Source organism: Pseudoflavonifractor phocaeensis, assembly GCF_021531375.1.
Taxonomy (GTDB): domain Bacteria; phylum Bacillota; class Clostridia; order Oscillospirales; family Oscillospiraceae; genus Lawsonibacter; species Lawsonibacter phocaeensis_B.
Genome location: NZ_JADYTU010000008.1, coordinates 32,729 through 55,320, shown reverse-complemented (window position 1 = coordinate 55,320; position 22,592 = coordinate 32,729). Strand labels below are relative to the sequence as shown.

At 56.9% G+C, this 22,592-nt stretch carries 21 protein-coding genes; 13 read left to right on the top strand and 8 right to left on the bottom strand.

The features are described 5' to 3' along the window. Positions 1-237 precede the first annotated feature (237 nt). Positions 238-1,779 carry a glutamine-hydrolyzing GMP synthase gene (guaA, locus tag I6E39_RS04790; RefSeq protein ID WP_235380472.1) on the top strand — a complete coding sequence of 514 codons (1,542 nt, stop codon included), beginning with the start codon at positions 238-240 and terminating at the stop codon, positions 1,777-1,779. Positions 1,780-1,974: 195 nt separating this feature from the next. Here the strand turns inward: guaA (I6E39_RS04790) and I6E39_RS04785 are convergent, their stop codons facing one another. After that, positions 1,975-2,508: a helix-turn-helix domain-containing protein gene (locus I6E39_RS04785; RefSeq protein ID WP_004221664.1), complete on the bottom strand. Its 534-nt coding sequence runs from the start codon at positions 2,506-2,508 to the stop codon at positions 1,975-1,977. 191 nt (positions 2,509-2,699) lie between these two features. Here I6E39_RS04785 and I6E39_RS04780 point away from each other — a divergent pair, with 191 nt between their 5' ends. The 6 genes from I6E39_RS04780 (at position 2,700) to tet(W) (ending at position 9,696) form a co-directional block, all read left to right on the top strand. Continuing rightward, positions 2,700-2,900, top strand: coding sequence for a MerR family transcriptional regulator (locus I6E39_RS04780; RefSeq protein WP_052792092.1), 201 nt, complete (start codon positions 2,700-2,702; stop codon positions 2,898-2,900). 3 nt (positions 2,901-2,903) lie between these two features. Beyond that, on the top strand, positions 2,904-3,980 hold the full coding sequence (locus tag I6E39_RS04775; protein WP_052792091.1) for a site-specific integrase: 1,077 nt from the start codon (positions 2,904-2,906) through the stop codon (positions 3,978-3,980). Between the two features lie 2 nt (positions 3,981-3,982). Then, positions 3,983-4,303, top strand: coding sequence for a plasmid mobilization protein (locus I6E39_RS04770; RefSeq protein WP_052792090.1), 321 nt, complete (start codon positions 3,983-3,985; stop codon positions 4,301-4,303). Between the two features lie 7 nt (positions 4,304-4,310). Continuing rightward, on the top strand, positions 4,311-5,465 hold the full coding sequence (locus I6E39_RS04765; RefSeq protein WP_052792089.1) for a helicase RepA family protein: 1,155 nt from the start codon (positions 4,311-4,313) through the stop codon (positions 5,463-5,465). A 460-nt stretch (positions 5,466-5,925) separates the two neighbouring features. Then, positions 5,926-7,269, top strand: a complete 1,344-nt coding sequence (locus I6E39_RS04760; RefSeq protein WP_036376036.1) for a plasmid recombination protein — start codon at positions 5,926-5,928, stop codon at positions 7,267-7,269. A 507-nt stretch (positions 7,270-7,776) separates the two neighbouring features. Beyond that, positions 7,777-9,696, top strand: a complete 1,920-nt coding sequence (gene tet(W) / locus I6E39_RS04755) for a tetracycline resistance ribosomal protection protein Tet(W) (protein WP_235229421.1) — start codon at positions 7,777-7,779, stop codon at positions 9,694-9,696. Positions 9,697-10,176: 480 nt separating this feature from the next. Here tet(W) and folK read toward each other — a convergent pair whose 3' ends face one another. From folK to I6E39_RS04730, 5 genes are read right to left on the bottom strand one after another with little or no spacing between them, the layout of a single operon-like run. Beyond that, entirely contained in the window at positions 10,177-11,010 is an 834-nt protein-coding gene (gene folK / locus I6E39_RS04750) for a 2-amino-4-hydroxy-6-hydroxymethyldihydropteridine diphosphokinase (protein WP_235380471.1), read from the bottom strand. 7 nt (positions 11,011-11,017) lie between these two features. Further along, on the bottom strand, positions 11,018-11,830 hold the full coding sequence (gene folP / locus I6E39_RS04745) for a dihydropteroate synthase (RefSeq protein WP_235380487.1): 813 nt from the start codon (positions 11,828-11,830) through the stop codon (positions 11,018-11,020). Positions 11,831-11,851: 21 nt separating this feature from the next. After that, positions 11,852-12,334, bottom strand: a complete 483-nt coding sequence (locus I6E39_RS04740) for an HD domain-containing protein (protein WP_235380470.1) — start codon at positions 12,332-12,334, stop codon at positions 11,852-11,854. Between the two features lie 3 nt (positions 12,335-12,337). Further along, the gene (gene folE, locus I6E39_RS04735) at positions 12,338-12,895 is read right to left on the bottom strand and encodes a GTP cyclohydrolase I FolE (protein WP_235380469.1); all 558 of its coding nucleotides are present in this window, start codon (positions 12,893-12,895) and stop codon (positions 12,338-12,340) included. Then, complete coding sequence (locus I6E39_RS04730) at positions 12,888-14,186, bottom strand: bifunctional folylpolyglutamate synthase/dihydrofolate synthase (protein WP_235380468.1); 1,299 nt, start codon at positions 14,184-14,186, stop codon at positions 12,888-12,890. The genes folE and I6E39_RS04730 overlap by 8 nt, the downstream gene beginning before the upstream one ends. A 308-nt stretch (positions 14,187-14,494) precedes the next feature. Here I6E39_RS04730 and guaA (I6E39_RS04725) point away from each other — a divergent pair, with 308 nt between their 5' ends. The 6 genes from guaA (I6E39_RS04725) (at position 14,495) to I6E39_RS04695 (ending at position 20,807) form a co-directional block, all read left to right on the top strand. Then, positions 14,495-15,448, top strand: coding sequence for a glutamine-hydrolyzing GMP synthase (gene guaA / locus I6E39_RS04725; RefSeq protein ID WP_235380486.1), 954 nt, complete (start codon positions 14,495-14,497; stop codon positions 15,446-15,448). Positions 15,449-16,075: 627 nt separating this feature from the next. Then, entirely contained in the window at positions 16,076-16,288 is a 213-nt protein-coding gene (locus I6E39_RS04715; RefSeq protein WP_235380467.1) for a FeoA family protein, read from the top strand. A 12-nt stretch (positions 16,289-16,300) separates the two neighbouring features. After that, entirely contained in the window at positions 16,301-16,522 is a 222-nt protein-coding gene (locus tag I6E39_RS04710; protein ID WP_235380466.1) for a FeoA family protein, read from the top strand. Between the two features lie 72 nt (positions 16,523-16,594). Beyond that, positions 16,595-18,796: a ferrous iron transport protein B gene (gene feoB, locus I6E39_RS04705; RefSeq protein ID WP_235380465.1), complete on the top strand. Its 2,202-nt coding sequence runs from the start codon at positions 16,595-16,597 to the stop codon at positions 18,794-18,796. A 19-nt stretch (positions 18,797-18,815) separates the two neighbouring features. After that, a complete protein-coding gene (locus I6E39_RS04700) occupies positions 18,816-18,974 on the top strand; it encodes a FeoB-associated Cys-rich membrane protein (RefSeq protein WP_235380464.1) in 159 nt (52 codons plus the stop codon). A gap of 216 nt (positions 18,975-19,190) precedes the next feature. Continuing rightward, entirely contained in the window at positions 19,191-20,807 is a 1,617-nt protein-coding gene (locus tag I6E39_RS04695) for a putative manganese-dependent inorganic diphosphatase (protein ID WP_235380463.1), read from the top strand. 127 nt (positions 20,808-20,934) lie between these two features. Here I6E39_RS04695 and I6E39_RS04690 read toward each other — a convergent pair whose 3' ends face one another. After that, positions 20,935-21,900 carry a P1 family peptidase gene (locus tag I6E39_RS04690; protein WP_235380462.1) on the bottom strand — a complete coding sequence of 322 codons (966 nt, stop codon included), beginning with the start codon at positions 21,898-21,900 and terminating at the stop codon, positions 20,935-20,937. Continuing rightward, complete coding sequence (locus I6E39_RS04685; protein ID WP_235380461.1) at positions 21,897-22,535, bottom strand: ECF transporter S component; 639 nt, start codon at positions 22,533-22,535, stop codon at positions 21,897-21,899. The genes I6E39_RS04690 and I6E39_RS04685 overlap by 4 nt, the downstream gene beginning before the upstream one ends. Positions 22,536-22,592: the final 57 nt, after the last annotated feature.

The window sequence follows — 22,592 nt, the reverse complement described above, 5'->3', positions numbered from 1 at the left end:
ACACCATTTGGTGTGGTTTCCTGTTTCTAAAGCTTGAAATTACCGCTCGCTGACGGTATCGTAGCCGGCCTCATAGATCAGATCCTCCAGATCGACCAGGCTGCTCCAAGGTACTTCAGTCATGTGATCGCCCTCCTTTCTTTAAAACTGTCTGTATGATACGCTATCCCAGTGGGAAAGACAAGGAGAGTGGAGTTAAATATCTGTTAAATCTGAGTAGAAAAGAAGGTTGAGCGTATGTCCCACCAGACTGTCATCGTGCTGGACTTTGGAGGCCAGTATAACCAGCTCATTGCCCGCCGGGTCCGGGAGTGCAATGTGTACTGCGAGGTCAAGCCCTACACCACCCCCCTGGCAGAGCTGAAGGCCATGGACCCCATCGGCATCATCTTTACCGGCGGGCCCAATTCCGTCTATCTGGAGAGCTCTCCCCATGTGGACCCTGAGATCTTCACCTGGGGCGTGCCCATCCTGGGCATCTGCTACGGCTGCCAGCTCATGGCCCACACTCTGGGTGGCCAGGTGACTGAGGCACAGGATGACTCCGCCCGGGAGTACGGCAAGACCGTCACCTACTATGATACTACCTGCAAGCTGTTTAAGGGCCTGCCCGCTGAGGGCATCTCCTGGATGAGCCACGGGGACTATATGGCCAAGGTGCCCGAGGGCTTTGCCCTGACCGCCCACTCCGACGCATGCCCCAACGTGGCCATCGCCGACGAGGCGCGGGGCTTCTACGGTGTGCAGTACCACCCCGAGGTCAATCACACCGAAAACGGCATCCGGATGATCCGCAACTTCCTCTATGAGGTCTGCGGGGCCGTGGGCGACTGGACCATGGAGGACTATAAGAAGACCGCCATTGCAGCTATCCGTGAAAAAGTCGGAAGCGGTAAGGTGCTGCTGGCCCTGTCCGGCGGTGTGGACTCCTCGGTAGTGGCCGCTCTGCTGGCCGAGGCGGTGGGCAGACAGCTGACCTGCGTCTTCGTGGACCACGGCCTGATGCGCCTGAACGAGGGTGACGAGGTGGAGGCGGCCTTCGCCAAGTGGGACATCAATTTTGTCCGGGTAGACGCCGAGACCCGCTTTTTGCTGAAGCTGGCCGGTGTGGACGAGCCGGAGCGCAAGCGGAAGATCATCGGCGAGGAGTTCATCCGGGTCTTTGAGGAAGAGGCCAAAAAGATCGGAGCCGTGGACTTCCTGGCCCAGGGCACCATCTATCCCGACGTCATCGAGTCCGGCGCCGGCGACGCCGCTGTTATCAAGAGCCACCACAACGTGGGCGGTCTGCCCGACTATGTGGACTTCAAGGAGATCATCGAGCCCCTGCGCCTGCTGTTCAAGGACGAGGTCCGTCAGTTGGGCCGGGAGCTTGGCCTGCCGGAGTACCTGGTTACCCGCCAGCCCTTCCCCGGTCCCGGCCTTGCCATCCGCATCATCGGCGACATCACCAAGGAGAAGGCCGATACCCTGCGGCTGGCCGACTTCATCTTCCGGGACGAGATCGCCAAGGCAGGGGAGGACAAGAATCTGAACCAGTACTTTGCCGTCCTTACCAATACCCGCTCCGTGGGCGTCATGGGCGATGGCCGGACCTACGACTACACCTTGGCCCTTCGTGCCGTCACCACGGCGGACTTCATGACCGCCGACTGGGCCCGCATCCCTTACGACGTGCTGGACAAGATCTCCACCCGGATCGTCAACGAGGTCCAGGGCATCAACCGCATCTGCTACGACATTACGTCCAAGCCCCCCGCCACAATAGAGTGGGAATAACTGACAAAACCCGCAAAGCCTTGAAAACACTGGGGTCTTAAAGCGGAAACGGGGCATTTGATAGCAAATTGATAGCAGATACCAAAACCGGATTTACTTTGTTCACTCCCGTATAACGGGTGGCTTGCGGGTAAATCCTCCATATCCTAAGAAAAAGGTCTTGCTGACTTTCACCAGTCGGCAAGACCTTTTTTGTTATTTGTCTTTTCTCTGTTTCTTCAATCCTTTTATCAGAGCATCGCTTAATTCCTTCGAGGGGACTTTGGCCCACCGCTGGGTGGTGTCGTACTTCGGGTAGTTGTAGCGCCAGCGGTCATAGTCCTCCTTGGTGATCTCCCCGGCCTCCAACTTCGCCGCCTGTTCCCGCCACGCAATCAAGATTTTGTTCAGCTCACTGGCTTGACGGCCTCCCTGAAAAATATCTGCTTGCAGGCAGGCACGTCCATCCGCCTCTACCACTTTCAGACTGTAAACATCCTCCAAGGCGAACAGCGTATGGGCCAAACCTATGTAGTTGTCTATGTCCGGGACGCTCAACGCCTGGGGCGATACATCTAATGTATGCGCCAGGGCAGCGGTCAAGTCGGCCTTCGGCGTCCGGGTGCCTGTTTCGTACTGTGCCAGACGAACATCGGCGGAACGCTCTGGAAAGCCCACCGCCATACCAAGATACTTCTGTGTCATACCCCGGAGGGTGCGGAAAAAATGGATGCGCTCTCCTATTGCCATAAATGCCAACTCCTATCTGGTGGTTTCTGTCGAAAGTAGTATAACATATTCGCTTAGTAACAGTCAAGAGTATCTTAAACAAAAAAGTTAAAAATTATTCCGCAAGCCACTTGACAAAGCAAATTTGCTTAGTTATAATAGGTTAAGCATAAAGGCTTAGTTCTGGGGCCATGAAAGGAGGTGAGCGCACAATGGCAAGCACCATGTTCATGCGGGTGGACGAGGTAGCGGAGGAATTAGGGGTTTCTGTCCCCTATGCCTATAAGCTGATTCGTTCTATGAATGCGGAGTTGAAAAAGACGGGCTGTATTACCATTTCAGGCCGCATCGACCGCAAATTCTTCCACGAAAAATTTTATGGCACAAGAAGCCAGAGCGAAAGGAGTGATTAACCTATGGCGGCGTTTAAGAACAAGGCCAACGGCACTTGGTACGTCCAATTCCGCTATACGGACTGGAAAGGAGAGCGCCAGCAGAAGTTAAAGCGTGGCTTTGCCACCAAGAAAGAGGCCCAGGCGTGGGAACGGGAGTTTCTGATGCAAAAGCAGGCCGATGTGAACATGACCTTTGAGAGCTTCGCCCAGCTCTATGAGAAGGATATGAAGCCCAAGCTGAAACTGAACACCTGGCTGACAAAAGAAAGCATCATCCAGAAGAAAATCCTGCCGTATTTTGGAAAACGGAAATTGTCGGAAATCACCGCCAAGGACGTGATGGACTGGCAGAACGCGATCCGAGGGTTAACGGACGCCAAGGGAAAACCCTATTCCCCTACCTATCTCAAAACCGTCCACAATCAGTTAAGTGCCCTCTTTAACCATGCTGTCCGCTACTACGGCCTCCAGGTCAATCCTGCGGCCAAGGCCGGGAACATGGGGGTGGAGGAACGGCGTGAAATGCTGTTCTGGACGAAGGAAGAGTATCTGAAATTTGCCGACGCCATGATGGACAAGCCCCTCTCCTACTATGCCTTTGAAATGCTCTACTGGTGCGGTATCCGGGAGGGGGAACTGCTGGCCCTCACCCCAACAGACTTCGACTTTGAGGCGGGTACAGTGTCCATCAGCAAATCCTATCAGCGGCTCAAGGGCAAGGACGTGATTACCACTCCTAAGACGAAAAAGAGCAACCGTGTCATTAAGATGCCCAAATTCCTCTGTGGAGAGATGGAGGACTACTTAAAGATGTTTTACAGCACCGGGGCAAATGAACGGATTTTCCCTGTCAGCAAGCACTATCTCCACCATGAAATGGACAGAGGTGCGAAAGCGGCGGGAGTGAAGCGGATCAGAATTCACGACCTCCGACATTCACACATTTCCCTGCTGATTGATATGGGCTTCACCGCCCTGGCAATCGCTGACCGGGTGGGGCATGAGAGTATCGATATCACCTACCGCTACGCCCATCTGTTTCCTACAAGGCAGACGGAGATGGCGGACAAACTGGACTTTGAAAGGATGGGAACGTAACCATGTCACTGAAAAACCGAGACAACAAAAATCGCTGGAGGAACAAGACCGTGGCCTTCCGGGTGTCCCCGGAGGAAGATGAACAGATCGAGGCCGCTGTGCGGCTCTCCGGCCTGACAAAGCAGGACTACATCACAAGACGCCTCCTGTGCCGGGACGTAGTGGTACAGGGTAATCCCAAGGTCTACAAAGCCCTGCGTGACCAGCTTGCCGCCGTTCTGGACGAACTGCGGCGGGCCGAGGACGGGGCTGGCGTGGACGATGAACTGCTGGACACCATTCAGATGATCGCCGCTATCATGGGCGGCATGAAGGAGGATTGATAGATTGATGGATTCCAGAGAAACGAAAAGGACTGTCCCGGTTCCGTCTGTTGGCGCAGACGGGGAACAGCCCATTTCACAAACACCTACCGCAAGTATAACAGAGGAAACGACAGAAAACAATCCCCCTGAAAAAAATTATGCGGAACTGCTGCGGAAAATGCAGCGCATGAACGACCCGGCGTATCTCCCCACGATTTCCATGAACGAGTTGTACGAGAACGTCTATCAGAGCAGACCGCCCGTCATTGACGGTCTGCTCTATCCGGGGACGTACCTCTTTGCGGGAGCGCCCAAGGTAGGCAAGTCGTTTCTGATGGCCCAGCTTGCCTACCACGTCAGCATGGGCCTCCCCCTGTGGGACTATCCCGTTCACAAGGGGACTGTCCTCTATCTGGCGCTGGAGGACGATCACCGTCGCTTGCAGGAGCGGCTTTACCGGATGTTCGGCATGGACGGCACCAACGACCTCCTCTTTTCCATCTGCGCAAAGCAGGTCGGCAACGGGCTGGAGGAACAGCTAAAGCGATTCGTGCAGGAACACCCAGACACCAAACTGATTATCATTGACACCCTTCAGAAGATTCGGGAGGCTGGCGGGGATAAGTACAGCTACGCCAACGATTATGAGGTGGTAGGAAAGCTGAAACGCCTTGCTGACGCTTGCGGCGTCTGCCTCCTACTGGTACATCACACTCGGAAGCAGCAGGCCGACGACAAGTTTGATATGATCTCCGGCACCAACGGCCTGTCGGGGGCAGCAGACGGGGCCTTTCTTCTTCAGAAGGAGAAGCGGACGGACGGCACCGCCACCTTGGATGTGGTAGGACGTGACCAGCAAGACCAGCGGCTCTATCTCATTAAGGACAAGGAACACCTGACATGGACACTGGAGCGGATGGAAACGGAGTTGTGGGTAGAACCCCCCGACCCGGTGCTGGAGGCCGTAGCCGCCTTTATCACGGCGGAGAGGCCGTCCTGGGGCGGTACGGCCACGGAGTTGGCGGCAGCCCTGCAAGTGGATATGAAGCCCAATGCCCTGGCGATGCGGCTGAACGTCCGGGCCGGGAAACTGGCAACGGACTATCATATCCGCTATGAGAACACCCGCACCCACGCCGGGAGAAGTATCAGCCTGACCCTGGATCCTCCCCAAGCGTGACGACCGTGACGGCTGTGACGGCTTTTTTGAGAGCGGGGGCGGTGTCCAAAACATCGTCACGGTCGTCACGGCTGTCACGGGGAGCGGGGTCAAATGTCAAGGGGGCATACCTGTGGGTGGAGATTGCCGCAAGGCAATACAACCCGAACCCCTTGATATTTGGCCCACGGAGGACACTTGCCGGGTGGTGGAAAGGCTGTGCCTTTCCACCTGCCCAACGGCGAGTGGAAAAGTTTAGGCGGGGTGCAGGGCGCCCTTTTCAAAGGGCGGCCCTGCTGGGGGAGGCAACCGCAGTTGCCGGGGGCAAAGCCCCCGCACCCCCTCGGAGAGCCCACGGCACTTTCGCACCAACGGGGCGAAAGTGTCATAGTGGGTTATTACACTTCCCGCAGGAAGTGCCTTCCCCGAACCCCCGTCCATTTTCAACAACCAAACATCTGAAATGGGAGGATTTTTGCCTATGGCGAGAGGCGACGGTATTGACCGTACCAACGCAAGAAATATGAGGCTGACCGAAACCAAGATCGGTAACACCCAGCAGCACAACGAGCGTGAGAAGGATTCCTATGTCAATCAGGACATTGTACTGGAGCGGACGCCGCTCAATGTCCATTTCAAAACCCCGTCTGCCGGGTATCGGGAGATGTTTGCTCAAATGGAGGCCGACGGCGTGATCTCCACCCGTGGCATCAAGGAGGATGCCTTTCGATACGGTGAGTTGGTCTTTGATGTAAACTCCGCTTACTTCTACAATCACGGCGGGTATGACTTCGCAAAACAATTTTACACCGAAGCCTATAAAGCCGCAATCAAAATCGTGGGCGGAGAGCAGTATATTTTGTCGGCGGTCATGCACGCTGACGAGCGCAACCGGGCCATGTCCGAGGCGCTGGGGGAGGACGTGTACCACTACCACCTCCATGTGGTTTATATCCCGGTAGTGGAGAAGGAGATACGCTGGACAAAGCGGTGCAAGGACAAGTCCCTGGTGGGCAAGGTCAAGGAAACGATCATGCAGGTGAGCATGAGCAAGAAGTGGGCGTCCAAGCCCATTCTGGACGAAACTACCGGGGAGCCGTTACGCACAGCTAAGGGCAAACCCGTTCTACGAAAGTCGTACAGTGTCCTGCAAGATGATTTCTTTGAGCATATGCGCTCCGCTGGCTATGACGATGTAGAGCGTGGGGAACGTGGTAGTTCCGAAGAACATTTGACTGTTACGCAGTTCAAGACGGAGCGTGAGCAGGAACGGCTTGCACAGCTTCAAGAGGTGTCGGCGCTGGCCCAGGTTGAGGCCGACAAAAAGAATAAGGAGGCAGCATCAGCTGAGAAGAAAGCGGCCCAGGCCAGGGCTAAGCTGGACGATGTAGCGCCCTTGCTCAAGGGCATGGAGAAACTGGCGGCGGACTTCTCCGACGACCCGGAGCGGACGCTGCCGGAGGCGGGGCCGCTGGAATCGGCCAAGTCCTACCGGGAGAAAAAGGCCAAGCCCCTTTGGGAGAAGATCGTCAAGGTGCTGCGCTCCGTCTACCGGGCCTACTTCGACCTCAAGAGCAAGTTTGAGCGGTTGCAGAGCGCCTATGATCGTGAGGTCAGTAAGAACGGCTCCCTGTCAGCCAGGATTTATGAGGTTTGTGCCGAGAGGGACGGCTTGAAAGGGCAAGTCAGGGACTATGAGCGGGTCAGACGGGCCATTGGCCCGGAACAGGCGGACAGGATACTGGAGGCAGCTTACCAGCAGGAACAGGTCGAAAAGGAGCAGAAATGGGGTGCAAGGTCAAAAATAAGGGTAGGCGCACGATAATCACAAAAAATGGAGGTAATTTCATGGAAAAGTACATCTTTGACGAGGGCAACGGTCTGTGGTATGAGTTGCAGAGGGACTAACAATATTCGGGCGTGTGCGGCGGAAATCGTGGACACAGAAATTATTTGCGCATGAGGCCCCAAATCGGAGGGTGTCCCGGTGAATGCCCTCCTGATTTATTTGGGACAGCGGGTAAAAACTTCTTGCATTTTAGAGTGTACTATGATATACTGCTATTATCCTGATTTGAGGAGTCTACCAAATATGCGGCAAGGTATTCTTAAATAAAATTTGATAATGGGCGCAAAAATGATTGCCCCTTGCAGGGGCTTAGTTTTTGTACCCAATTTAAGAATACTTTTGCCTTTTTAGTAAATATCGTGACGGACAGCGGCTCATGTAAGCCGTCATACTTCTGTTTGTCCGAAGTCATGATCCCCAGCGGTAAAAGTATTAGCCGCTGGGGATTTTTGCGCCCATTTGGGCCTTGTATGGAGGATAGACATGAACATTATCAATATCGGGATTCTTGCCCATGTAGACGCTGGAAAGACAACCTTGACGGAGAGCCTGCTATATGCCAGCGGAGCCATTTCAGAACCGGGGAGCGTCGAAAAAGGGACAACGAGGACGGACACCATGCTTTTGGAGCGGCAGCGTGGGATTACCATTCAAGCGGCAGTCACTTCCTTCCAGTGGCACAGATGTAAAGTCAACATTGTGGATACGCCCGGCCACATGGATTTTTTGGCGGAGGTGTACCGCTCTTTGGCTGTTTTAGATGGGGCCATCTTGGTGATCTCCGCTAAAGATGGTGTGCAGGCCCAGACCCGTGTTCTGTTCCATGCCCTGCGGAAAATGGACATTCCCACCGTTATCTTTATCAATAAGATCGACCAGGCTGGCGTTGATTTGCAGGGCGTGTATCAGTCTGTTCGGGATAAGCTCTCCGCCGATATTATCATCAAGCAGACGGTGTCGCTGTCCCCGGAAATAGTCCTGGAGGAAAATACCGACATAGAAGCATGGGATGCGGTCATCGAAAATAACGATGAATTATTGGAAAAGTATATCGCAGGAGAACCAATCAGCCGGGAAGAACTTGCGCAGGAGGAACAGCGGCGGGTTCAAGACGCCTCCCTGTTCCCGGTCTATCATGGCAGCGCCAAAAAGGGCCTTGGCATTCAACCGTTGATGGATGCGGTGACAGGGCTGTTCCAACCGATTGGGGAACAGGGGAGCGACGCCCTATGCGGCAGCGTTTTCAAGGTGGAGTATACAGATTGTGGCCAGCGGCTCATCTATTTGCGGCTATACAGCGGAACGCTGCGCCTGCGGGATACGGTGGCTCTGGCCGGGAGAGAAAAGCTGAAAATCACAGAGATGCGTATTCCATCCAAAGGGGAGATTGTTCGGACAGACACCGCCCACAAGGGCGAAATTGTCATTCTTCCCAGCGACAGCGTGGGATTAAACGACGTATTGGGGGACAACACCCGGCTCCCTCGTAAAAGGTGGCGCGAGGCCCCCCTCCCCATGCTGCGGACGACGATTGCGCCGAAAACGGCAGCGCAAAGAGAACGGCTGCTGGACGCTCTTACGCAACTTGCGGATACTGACCCGCTTTTGCGCTGCGAAGTGGATTCCATCACCCATGAGATCATTCTTTCTTTTTTGGGCCGGGTGCAGTTGGAGGTCGTTTCCGCTTTGCTGTCGGAAAAATACAAGATTGAAACAGTGGTAAAGGAACCCACCGTCATTTATATGGAGCGGCCGCTCAAAGCAGCCAGCCACACCATCCATATCGAGGTGCCGCCCAACCCGTTTTGGGCATCTATCGGACTGTCTGTTACACCACTCCCGCTTGGCTCCGGCGTACAATACGAGAGCCGGGTTTCGCTGGGATACTTGAACCAGAGTTTTCAAAACGCTGTCAGGGATGGTATCCGTTACGGGCTGGAGCAGGGCTTGTTCGGCTGGAACGTAACGGACTGTAAGATTTGCTTTGAATACGGGCTTTATTACAGTCCAGTCAGCACGCCGGCGGACTTCCGCTCATTGGCCCCGATTGTATTGGAACAGGCATTGAAGGAATCGGGGACGCAGCTGCTGGAACCTTATCTCTCCTTCACCCTCTATGCGCCCCAGGAATACCTTTCCAGGGCTTATCATGATGCACCGAAATACTGTGCCACCATCGAAACGGCCCAGGTAAAAAAGGATGAAGTTGTCTTTACTGGCGAGATTCCCGCCCGCTGTATACAGGCATACCGTACTGATCTGGCCTTTTACACCAACGGGCAGAGCGTATGCCTTACAGAGCTAAAAGGGTATCAGGCCGCTGTCGGCCAGCCGGTCATCCAGCCCCGCCGTCCAAACAGCCGCCTGGACAAGGTGCGCCATATGTTCAGTAAGATCACTTGATACACCACAGCGAGGAAGGTTATTGCATTTCCCTGTCTTTCGTGGTAAAATGTAGTTGTAAACCACCAGAGAAACCAATCTAATTTTACCGTTGATAGCCATTTCCTTGATAGCCAAATGATAGCAAAAGTTCGGCAAGCCCATAGGATAAGGATAATAGGTATCAGGAAAAATCAAATGATATCAAATCTCCCAAACAAAAGCGTTTAGAATTAAGTTTCATTTTGCGAGTGGGAATAAGTGTAAGAAGCCGCGGATCCATTGCAGCGCAATGGATCCGCGGCTTTCTTCGGTGCGTTTGGCCATAAAACCAAAACACGGCTTGAAGCCCCGTTCAGAATCGGGTGTGAAAGCTTCCCTCTGCCGGGGACCTGCAGCCGTGCCTGTTCGCTCCATATTCCTGACCTGATGGATGCCGCTGAGGAGCGAATCAATCCGGTCCGTACACAAGGCGTTTATCTCCGCCCTCGGACCGGCGACTCAATCCTTGCAGACCTCAGCAGCCAGCTGAGCTATGGTCTTATGATAGATAGGGTGCCGTTTGTTGGGCGCGATCTCACACAGGGGTTTGAGCACAAAATCCCGCAGGTGCATCTCAACATGGGGGATCACCAGTTCCTCTGTCTCCAGGATCTCGTCGTCATACATCAGAATATCCAGATCCAGGGTCCGGGGCCCCCAGCGGATGGTCCGCTCCCGGTGGGCCGCCTGCTCGATCTCGTGCATCCGATCCAGCAGCTCCCGGGGGGGAAGGAAGGTGCGCAGCATCAGGCAGGCGTTTAAGAAATCGTCCTGCTCCACGCCGCCGTAAGGCTCCGTCACCAGGTAGGAGGACACCTTTTCCACCCGGCAGCCTCTGATCTCGTCCAGAACTTTCACCGCCTGGTCCAAATAGCCCTTTTTGTCTCCCATATTGGAGCCCAGTCCGAGATAGGCTGTGTGCCAGAACCGGGTGATCTTCACAGACACGGTCTCCAGGGGCAGGCCCACCGGAGCCCAGGGCTTTTTCAGTTCCAGAGTCACGCCTTTCAGCAGGGGATACCGCAGCAGCAGCTCTTCGGCCAGATGCTCGGCGGCGGCCTCAATGAGCTGATAGGTGTGTTCGTGCATGTAGGCAGTCATAAAACTGCTGACTTCTCCGTAATGGACCGACTGCTCCAGACAGTCTGCTTTTCCCGCGGGCCTGGCGTCCACATACATGGTCAGCGAGATCAGAAATTTCTGCCCCAGCCGGTTCTCCTCCGGAAATACTCCGTGATGGGCAAAAATTTCCAAATTCTCCACATGGATCTCGTCGTAGCATGTCGTATTCACGGCCGGCTCACTTTCTCTCCCGCATAATGATCTGGGTCATGCGGATGGCGCGGAGGTTTTCCTTCACGTCGTGGACGCGGATGAACGCCGCGCCCTTCTCCACGCCCATGACCGTTGTCACCAGAGTGCCCTCCACTCTCTCATCGGTGGGCAGGTCCAGGGCATTGCCGATCACGGACTTTCTGGAGGTGGCCAGCAGAACGGGATAGCCCAGCTCCACCAGACGCTCCAGGTGCCAAATGGCGGTCAGATTGTGCTCAAAGGTCTTTCCGAAGCCCACGCCGGGGTCCAGAATGATCTGGCTGTCCGCGATCCCGGCCTCCTTCGCGATGGCCAGCGAGTCCCGCATATCCTGGCACATGTCGTCCAGGAAGTTGTTGTACTCCGCCTTCTCCCGGTTGTGCATCAGACAGCAGGGCACCTGATATTGGGCGATCAGATCCGCCACCTTCCGGTCATACTTCAATCCCCAGATGTCGTTGACCAGGTCCGCGCCCGCCTTCAGAGCGGCCTCCACCACCGGACCCTTGTAGCTGTCGATGGAAACGGGGATGTCAAAGTTTTTCTTCACCATTTCAATGACAGGGACGACCCGGTCAATCTCCTCCTGAATGCTGATCTGTACATGGCCGGGGCGGGTGGACTCGCCTCCCACGTCGATAATGGCGGCGCCCTCCTGGATCATATCCGCGGTGTGCTGCTTCGCCTTTTCGATGTCTGTCCATTTTCCGCCGTCAGAAAAGGAATCGGGCGTTACGTTCAAAATGCCCATAATATAGCAGTCGTTGTCCACATCGAACATACGGTTTCCGATCTTCATCATCATTTTGCGCTCCCATTCTTATCCCTTTAGGGTGAGATTTTTCTTTTCCTGGCTCCAGTTGCATGCTTTCTGGGCCTGACAAAACAGACAGCTTCGGGAAGCCTTATCCGCCCGGTAGAGAAGCCCCGCCAGGTCTTCTTTTGTTTTGGTCTCCTGAGTCCTATGCTGCAGAATGGCGGAGAGGATCTCCTCCCGCTCGTCCTGTGAAAATCCGCAGTCTACTAAGATAGTCTCTGCCACCATGGCGCTTCCCCGATCGTGGGGGAGCCCCTCCAGGTACTGCAGGTGCCGTCCGATATCATGGAGCAGGGCAGCCGCGTAGATCCGCTCTTTGGGGATCTCCAGACCACGCTCCAGATTCTCAATGTAGGCGATCCTGGCCACATCCAGACAGTGGGCGACGTCGTGCTTGCAGAAGATCCGGTCCCGCTCCAGCTCCCGGATCTTGTCCACGCTTTCCGTCCAGAGGGGATGGCGGCAGATCTGATTGACCCGCTCCATCAATTATCTCCGCTCCAGCATCCGGTAGAAGCTGTTCTGGAGGGTTTCGTTCCCGTCGAATACGCCCCGGGTGACCACGGTGACGGTCTTGGTTCCCGGCTTCTTGATGCCCCGCATGGTCATGCACATATGCTCCGCTTCAATGAGGACCATGACGCCCTGGGGATTCAGCTCTTGCATGAAAACGTCGGCGATCTGGGCGGTCAGCCGTTCTTGCAGCTGGAACCGCTTGGCGTAGACCTCCAGCGTTCTGGCGATCTTGCTCAGACCCACCACTTCGCCGTTGGGGATGTAGGCGATGGCCGCCGTTCCGTAAAAGGGCAGCATGTGATGCTCGCAGAAGGAGTAGAAATGGATGTCCTTTTCGATGACCATGTCGTTGTTGTCCACATGGAATCTCTTCTGCAGGTGCTTGGCTGCGTCGTCGGTATAACCTCCGGCCAGCTCCTCGTACATTCTGGCGATGCGGTCCGGGGTCTCCAGAAGTCCTTCTCTGGTAATGTCTTCGCCGATCCCATCCAGAATCAGCCGCACGCCTTCCATGATCTTTTCTTTATCCATGGTTGTTCCCTCCGCTCTGAACTGCCTTTTCCGCCTCGCCTAAGAAGGACAGGGAGCCGAAAATAATGATGGCGTCCTCTTTCTTTGCCTGGTCCAGGGCCTTTTTCACCGCTTCGGCGATGCTTCCCGCCGCCTCCACAGAGGGATTTACCTTGGCCACCGCTTCTTTCAGCGCGTGTGCTGGGAGAGCTCTGGGGTTGTTGGGCGTCTCTACCGTGATGATGTGCTCCGCCAGAGGCGCGGTCAATTCGATCACTTTGTCATAGTCCTTGTCCTTGAACATGCCCATGATGTAGTGGAGTTTTTTTCCGGGGAAATAGAGCTCCAGGGAGCGGCGCAGCTCCTGGGCAGCGCCCGGGTTGTGGGCTCCGTCGATGATGACCGCCGGATCTTTTTGCAGCAGGGTGAACCGGCCGCGCCAATGGGTGTTGAGAAATCCCTGATAAACCTGGTCATCGGAAAGGCGGTAGCCGAGTTCGCGCAGGGCCTCCACGGCCTCCAGGGCCAGGGCCGCGTTGAGGATCTGATAGCTCCCCGCCAGACTGATCTTCACATTGCTCCATGTCTTGTAAGAGAAAGTTTGCGTCTCATATCCATAGCAGACGTCTGTGATCTGCGCCGGGTCCACCGTCCGGCAGGAGCAGCCGTTTTTCTCGCAGGTCTCCGCAATGACCCAGGCGGCTTCCGGCAGCTGGGCGGCGGAGGCCACCTTTGTGTGGGGCTTGATGATCCCCGCCTTCTGCCGGGCGATCTTCTCCAGCGTGTCGCCCAGACAGTCCATGTGATCCATGCTGACGGAGGCGATCACCTCCAGCACGGAGGTACGGATGACGTTGGTGGCGTCCAGAGCGCCGCCCATTCCGGTTTCCAGCGTCACGATGTCACAGTTCTTTTCCTTGAAATAGAGAAATGCCAACGCGGTCTCGATCTCAAAGGCGGTGGGGCTTCCCAGATGGTTTGCCTTCATATCTTCCGCTGCTTCCGCGATGGCCGTCACATGGCGGGCCAGGGAATCCTTCTCGATGTACGCCTCATCGACCTGGATCCGTTCCCGGTAAGAAAACAGCGTGGGGGAGATGTATCTCCCCGTTCGGTAGCCTGCGCCGGATAATATGGTTGAAAGATACGCCAGCACAGACCCCTTCCCATTGGTTCCGGAAATGTGAATGAATTTCAAGCTGTCCTGGGGATTACCAAGTCTGCTAAGCAGTTCTTTCATACTCTCCAAGCCAAGTACACTTCCGTATTTGGAAACTTCATCCAAATATACTCTTGCTTCCGTGTAATTCATATTACTCCTATCCGAGACAACCGAATCGTCTCTTGGTATGATACAAAGAGCATTATATTCCTTTTTTTCAAATATCTCAATCTTTTTAGAAAAAATTAGACGTTGGGATCGAGGGGAGCACATCCGTCCCCACGGTGGTCCGGGGCGGGGGAGACCTGGGCTGTATGGGATGCCGGACCTGCGCGGTTCCGGGGGCTTGTGCATCAGTACTTGCATTTTGACGAAAAAACCGTTATAATGTCCCCATCTGTAACCTATTTTTCATTGATGGAGGGAACGATATGGAGAACAACAAACGTCCGGAGACCATGGAGCGCATCACCACTCAGGCTCTGGCTGACGCCTTTATCGAAGAACAGCTGAAGCAGCTGCGGGCGCAAATCGGGGACAAGAAGGTGCTGCTGGCCCTGTCCGGCGGCGTGGACAGCTCTGTGGTGGCCGCGCTGCTCATCAAGGCGGTGGGCAAGCAGCTGACCTGCGTCCATGTGAACCACGGCCTGCTGCGAAAGGGCGAGCCGGAGCAGGTGGTGGAGGTCTTCCGGGACCAGATGGACGCCAACCTGGTCTATGTGGATGCGGTGGACCGCTTCCTGGACAAGCTGGCCGGAGTTGAGGAGCCGGAGCGCAAGCGCAAGATCATCGGCGCGGAGTTCATCCGTATCTTTGAGGAGGAAGCCAGAAAGCTGGAGGGCATCGAGTTCCTGGCTCAGGGCACCATCTACCCTGATATTCTGGAGTCCGGCCCGGTCAAGGCCCATCACAACGTGGGCGGTCTGCCCGAGGACCTGAAGTTTGAACTGGTGGAGCCGCTGAAGTTCCTCTTCAAGGACGAGGTGCGCGTGGTGGGCAAGGCTCTGGGCCTGCCCGACGGCATGGTGTTCCGTCAGCCCTTCCCCGGTCCCGGTCTGGGCGTTCGCTGCCTGGGCGCCATTACCCGCGACCGGCTGGAGGCGGTGCGGGAGTCCGACGCCATCCTGCGCGAGGAGTTTGCCAAGAACGGCCTGGAGGGCAAGGTGTGGCAGTATTTCACCGTGGTGCCCGACTTCAAGTCCACCGGTGTGAAGGATGACAAACGCAGCTATGACTGGCCGGTCATCATCCGTGCCGTCAATACCCGGGACGCCATGACCGCCACCGTGGAGGATGTCCCCTTCGCGCTGCTTCAGCATATCACCGCCCGCATCACCAGTGAGGTCCCCGGTGTCAACCGGGTGCTTTATGACCTGACGCCCAAGCCCACCGGGACCATCGAATGGGAGTAAGTTAATTTAGTCTTTCGAGTCCCGAAAACCCTTGAAAATACAGGGGTTTTCGGGATTCTTGTTTTTTACTGGCTACAAAATGGCTACATCAACCGATTTTTTCGTAGCCATCGTCTTTTGTGGCCATCATATCAAGCTGATCGGCTACTTCGGTCTGCTTGTTCGGGTACAGATGGCTGTAGGTTTCCATGGTAGTTTGTACCCTTTCATGTCCCAAGCGTTCCGCAACCAGAAGCGGTGTGCAGCCCATATCAATCAGCAAGCTGGCGTGGGTATATCATTTCCAAATGCAGACATGATGCTAATTTCGTTGTTAGAATGGTTTGTGACGAAGTGGAAAAAGGCATGGCTGAAGAGTAAAACAGAGAATCAGGTAGTATCCCAATGTTTGTGTAAACCTTCAAACTGATGTAAGATAAAATTACTCAGTTTGGAGGTTTTATTTAAACGCAACGTCCTGTTTGCGGGGTTGCATAGTTAAACCGAGTTTGCAAATTTTTTTAAAAGGCAGGCTTGACACAGAGAGTTAGCAGTGGTAAACTAAAGCCGATTTATGGGTTAGAGAGTGCTAACCTATGTTTTTTGAATAAAAGTTAGCATTAACTAACTGCTTGGGGAGGCGAAAGCATGATGCCGTTGACAATGGCGAAAACGGGCGAGATCGTCACCGTTCGTAAGATTTCCGGTAAGGACGAGGTCCGCCAGCATCTGGCGGGTCTGGGCTTTGTGGTGGACAGTGACGTAACGGTGGTGAGTGAGATTGCTGGGAATCTGATCGTACAGGTGAAGGACAGCCGGATCGCACTGGATAAGACGATGGCGAACCGTATTATGATTTGAGGAGGAAGCAGAATGAAGACACTGAAGGATGTGAAGGTTGGTCAGACAGTCACCGTGGTGAAGCTCCATGGGGGAGGCCCTGTCAAGCGGCGGATCATGGACATGGGGATTACCAAGGGTGTGGAGATCTTCGTACGCAAGGTCGCCCCTCTGGGGGACCCCATGGAACTGAACGTTCGGGGCTATGAACTGAGTGTCCGCAAAGCCGACGCGGAAATGATCGAAGTGCAGTAAGAATGGCGGGCGCATGCCGTCAATTTTTAAGAAAATAAGTTAGCCGTAACTAACAAGTGGAAGGAGAGAACCATGGATATCAAAATCGCGCTGGCAGGCAATCCCAACTGCGGAAAGACCACCCTGTTCAACGCCCTGACCGGTTCCAACCAGTATGTGGGCAACTGGCCCGGCGTCACCGTGGAGAAAAAGGAGGGGAAGCTGAAGGGGCACAAGGATGTCGTCATCCAGGACTTGCCCGGCATTTATTCCCTGTCCCCCTACACTCTGGAGGAAGTGGTGGCCCGGAGCTACCTGGTGAATGAGAAGCCCGATGTCATTTTGAACATCGTGGACGGCACCAATATCGAGCGAAACCTGTACCTCACCACCCAACTCATCGAGCTGGGCCTGCCTGTTGTGGTGGCGGTCAATATGATCGACCTGGTGCGGAAGAACGGCGACGCCATTGACCTGGAAAAGCTGGGAAAGACCCTGGGCTGCCGGGGGGTGGAGATGAGCGCTTTGAAGGGTGAGGGCGGTCAGGCCGCGGCCGAAACGGCTGTGGCCCTGGCTCAAAGCCACAAGGCTGGGGAGCTGCCCCATGTGTTCACCGGCAGCGTGGAGCACGCCCTGGCCCATATTGAGGAGTCTGTCCAGGGCAGGGTGGACCAGCGGTATCTCCGATGGTACGCCATCAAGATTTTCGAGCGGGATGAAAAGGTCCTGGAGGACCTGAAGCTGGACAAGGAACTGTCCGAGCACCTGGAGGCCCACATCGCCGACTGCGAGCGGGAGCTGGATGACGACGCGGAGAGCATCATCACCAACCAGCGGTACGCCTACATCAGCGGCGTGGTATCCAAGGCGGTGAAGAAGAAGGCGCCCAAGGGCAGTCTCTCCGTCTCCGACAAGATCGACCGGATCGTCACCAACCGCGTCCTGGCCCTGCCCATCTTCGCGGTGGTCATGTTCTGCATCTATTCCATCGCCATGGGCGGTTATGCCTTCTCCATCGGCACCATGGGCACCGACTGGGCCAACGATGTGCTGTTCGGTGAGATCGTTCCCGGCTTCTTTGACAGCATCCTGACCGCTCTGGGCGTCAGCGGCTGGCTGTACGGCCTGATCATGGACGGCATCGTGGCCGGCGTGGGCGCGGTACTGGGCTTTGTGCCCCAGATGCTGGTGCTGTTCTTCCTGCTGGCCATTCTGGAGGACGTGGGCTACATGGCCCGTGTGGCCTTCATCATGGACCGTATTTTCCGCCGCTTCGGCCTGTCCGGCAAGAGCTTTATTCCCATGCTGGTGGCTACCGGCTGCGGCGTCCCCGGCATCATGGCCTCCCGCACCATCGAGCAGGACCGTGACCGGAAGATGACCATCATGACCACCGGCTTCATCCCCTGCGGCGCCAAAATGCCCATCATCGGCCTGTTCGCCGGGGCTGTGTTCGGCGAGTCTCCCTGGGTCGCCACCTCCGCCTTCTTCATCGGCGTCGCCGCCGTGGTTGTCTCCGGCATCATGCTGAAAAAGTTCAAGGCCTTCGCCGGGGAGCCCGCCCCCTTCGTCATGGAGCTGCCCACCTACCACCTGCCTTCCATGGGCAACGTGCTGCGGGCCACCTGGGAGCGGGGCTGGTCCTTCATCAAGCGGGCGGGCACCATCATCCTGCTTTCCTCCATCATCCTCTGGTTCCTCCAGGGCTACGGCTTTACGGAGGCTGGGTTTGCCGCGGTGGAGGACAACAACGAATCCCTGCTGGCCGCCATCGGCAGCGCCATCGCCTGGATCTTCTACCCCCTGGGCTGGATGGGCGACATGGCCTGGAAGGCCACCGTGGCCACCATCACCGGCCTCATCGCCAAGGAGGAAGTGGTGAACACCTTCGGCGTGCTGTACCAGTATGCCGGCAGCGCCGACCTGCTGGAGGACAGCCACGACATCTGGATGGCCATCGGCGCGGACTTCGGCGCCGTCACCGCTTACAGCTTCATGATCTTCAACCTGCTGTGCGCTCCCTGCTTCGCGGCCATGGGCGCCATCAAGCGGGAGATGAACAATACCAAGTGGACCCTGGGCGCCATCGGCTACATGTGCGGCTTTGCCTATGTGGTGTCCATGATCGTCTACCAGCTGGGCGGCCTCATCACCGGTGAGGCGGCGTTCAGCCTATGGACCGTGGTGGCAGCCGCCGCCCTGGTGGGCATCCTGTACCTGCTGCTGCGCAAGGGCTGTCAGGGGGAACATGAGACCCATAACCTGACCTCTGTGGCCGCCGCGGCTGCGAAGTAAGAAAAAGGAGGACGTGACGATGTCTGGTATCTGGGGAAATGTGATTGTATTGGCGGTGCTGGTCGCGGTGGTGGCCCTGGCCGTCCGGTCCCTGTGGAAATCCCACAAGTCCGGCGGACATTGCGGGGGAGACTGCTCCGCCTGCGGCGGCTGTGACGGCGGCTGCCACTGCAAATAAGCCTGAGCATGTTTCTGCTCCGGCCTGATGGGTCTGGCTTGCATCCTTCGGCCAAAGGATGTTGCCAGAAGAAGGAACCAATCCGGAAGGAAAGAAGCGGACCTTCCCAGTTTTTCCTTGCCAAGACCGGCGGGAGGCTTTATACTGGATGAAAAGAGAGCCTCTTCCCGGCCCCCGCGGGCGGCTGACGGCGGAGGATTTTGAAGGAGTGGTCTGATGGATACGATCTATATTACCGGTCATCGCAATCCGGATACGGATTCCATTGTTTCGGCCATGGCATACGCGGCGCTGAAAAACGCCCTGGGGGACCGCCGGTACCAGGCGGCCCGTCTGGGTCAGATCAGCGACGAGACCCAGGCCGTGCTGGAACGTTTTGGGGTAAAGCCCCCCCAGCTTATCACCAATCTGCGCACCCAGGTCCAGGATCTGGATTATGATACCCCGCCGATCTTGTCTCCGGCTGCCACCATCAGCCGCGCGTGGCAGACCATGCAGTCGGATCAGATCTCCGTCCTGCCGGTTGGCAATGAGGACGGCACCCTGTACGGCACGATCTCGGCGGGAGATGTGGCCAGCAGCGACGTGGCTTCGGTAGGCGATCCGTACATAACGGGGATTCCCGTCTATAACCTCTTGTCCGTACTGGAAGGCAGGATCCTGAACAAGAGCGGAGAGATGAAGGACGTGATCTCCGGCGAGGTGACCATCGCCCTCCCCACCGGGCGGGAAAATCTGATCTTCTCAAAACCGGACAGCATCGTCATCTGCGGCAACCAGCCCGACATGATCGAGCGGGCCCTGGAGCTGAACGTGAACTGCGTCATCGTATGCCAGGCGGAGGTGTGCCAGGAACTGCTGGAGAAGGAGACGGAGACCTGCATCGTCTCCACCCCCTTTGACGCTTACCGGGCGGTGCGTCTGATCTGCCAAGCCCTGCCCATCAGCGGGATCTGCAAGAGCGAGGATCTGGTCTATTTCCACCTGGAGGACTACATCGACGACGTGCAGAACAAGGTGCTGGAGAGCCGGTTCCGCGCCTATCCCATTCTGGATGAGAATGAGCATGTGGTGGGTATGCTGTCCCGTTTCCACCTGCTGCGCCCCCGCCGGAAGCAGGTGATCCTCATGGACCACAATGAGCGGGCCCAGTCCGTGGCGGGTCTGGAGCAGGCGGAGATCCTGGAGATCGTGGACCATCACCGGCTGGCCGATATTGAGACCAAGAACCCCATCTATGTCCGCAACGAGCCGGTGGGCAGCACGGCCACCATCGTGGCGGGGATGTACCAGGAAAAGGGCTTGATGCCCACCGAGACCATGGCCGGCCTCATGGCGGCGGCCATCGTGTCCGATACCGTCATGTTCAAGTCGCCCACCTGCACCCAGCGGGACATCGACGTGGCCAACCGGATGGCCCGGATCGCCAACGTCTCTCTGGAGGAGCTGGGCCAGGCCATCTTCTCCGCCACCTGCAGCGACGACAAGACGGTGGAGGCGATGCTGGGCACTGATTATAAGGAGTTCCACATCGCCGGGCACAACCTGGCGGTGAGCCAGATCACCTGTATGGACTCTGAGCGCCTGCTGAAGCGCACCGACGAGTTCCTGGAGGCCATGCGGGAGAACCGGCGGAAAAATAAGCTGGATATGGTGCTCCTGATGATCACCGACGTGCTGCTGGACGGCACCCAGCTGCTGTTCGTGGGGGACGAGGACAATATCTGTCAGGCCTTCCATATCCGCAGCAAGGAGGGCAACTGCGCCTTCCTGCCCAAAATCCTCTCCCGGAAGAAGCAGGTTATCCCCATGCTGACCAGCTTGTGGGGCTGAGGCAGGGTAACAACCATAAAAGTCCCCCGGAAGCGGCCCAAACAGGCCGTTTCCGGGGGCTTTTGCGTAAAAATACGGCAGCGAGTTTGCCCCCTCGCTGCCGTATTTGATTATGATATTGGATGATTCAGCCGCCGTGGATGGCGTCATAGCCGGGCAGACCGTAGGCGGAGCCGGCGGCCCGGACGGCCCGGACGATGGCCCGTTCCATGGCCATGGCGGCCATGGCGCCCACCACGTTTACGTCGCCGGGGATCTGGCCCAGGGACAGGGCGTAGATGCTGTCGCCGTCCGCTGTCGTGTGGACGGGACGGATGGCCCGGGCGTAGCCGTTGTGGGTCATGCCGGCGATCTTGGTCAGCTGGGTCTTATGGAACTTGGCGTTGGTGACGATCACGCCCAGGGTGGTGTTTCCGGTAAAGAGGTTTTCCGCCAGCGTGACGTCGTGGAACAGCTCATCCAGAGTGCTGGACAGGCCGTTCCGCTCCGGATTGAGCAGACCGGCGATCTGCGTTCCCTCCGGTCCGTAGATGTCGCCCAGAGCGTTGACAGCCACCAGAGCCCCCACTTTCAGCGCGCCCGCCTGGAGGGCGTAGGTGCCGAAGCCGGACTTCATGGCCCGTTCCATCCCGCGGTACTTGCCCACGGAACAGCCGGTGCCGGCGCCCACATTGCCCTCGTTGGGGGCGTCGGCGCGGGCATTCTCACAGGCGGCGTAGGCCATGGCGGCGTCGGGACGGACGTCCTTGCTCCCCACGGTCAAATCGAACAGACAGGACTGGCTGACCAGGGGGACCTTGGTAACCCCCACGTCAAAGCCGATGTCCCGCTCCTCCAGGTACTTTTGAACGCCGCCGGCGGCGTCCAGCCCGAAGGCGCTACCGCCGGAGAGGAGCACCGCATTGATGCCCTCGGCGTTGGCCACCGGGTTCAGGATCTGGGACTCCCGGGAGGCGGGGCCGCCGCCACGAACATCCAGACCGGCGGGGCTCATCTGGTCACAGAGGATCACGGTGCAGCCGGTGGCGGCCTCTTCGTTCTGGGCATGTCCCACCCGGAAGCCGCCTACGTCCATAATGCCGATCTCTTTCATGCGGCGGTGGACACCTCGTTTCGATGTAAGGTCTTTTGCAGGGCCTTGCAGACGGCGGTGCCAAGCACCGTGCAGGTGATGGCCTCGGCTAGGCCGTTGACAGCCACCAGGCTCAGCATGAAGCCCAGCAGGCTGATCCCGCCCTCACCGGCGTAGCCGTAGGTGCTGACGGAGAGGGACAGCCAGGTGTCGGAGAAGATCATCCAGTTGCCCACGATATACAGCAGCGTGTTCAAGGCGGGAGTCAGGAAGCAGCACACGGCGATCCCGGCAATGCGGGTCTTGTCAAAGCGCTTCAGGACCAGATAGAGCAGGCCCGGGACCAGTCCCACCAGCACGCGGTTGACGACGCAGCAGAAAAAGGTGCCCACAGGGTTCTCCTGAAGGAAGATCACGCCCAGAGGGCTGGCGCCGAAGCACTGACCAAAGCTGGTCAAACCAAAGACCAGTCCCAGGAAAGCGCCGGCCGCGGGGCCCAGAATGACGGCACCCACCGCCACAGGGATGACGATGAAGGTGATCTCCACACCCCAGGGGGTCTTCAGATAACCCAGGGGGGTGTAGGCCATGATGAGGACGATGGCCGTCAGCAGGGCCAGTTCTGCCAGGTAGCGTACGTTCATTTTGCGATTCATATTCAATTCCTCCTGCTGCCGCTCCAAATCCATGGATGCAGCGCAATATTTGGGCGG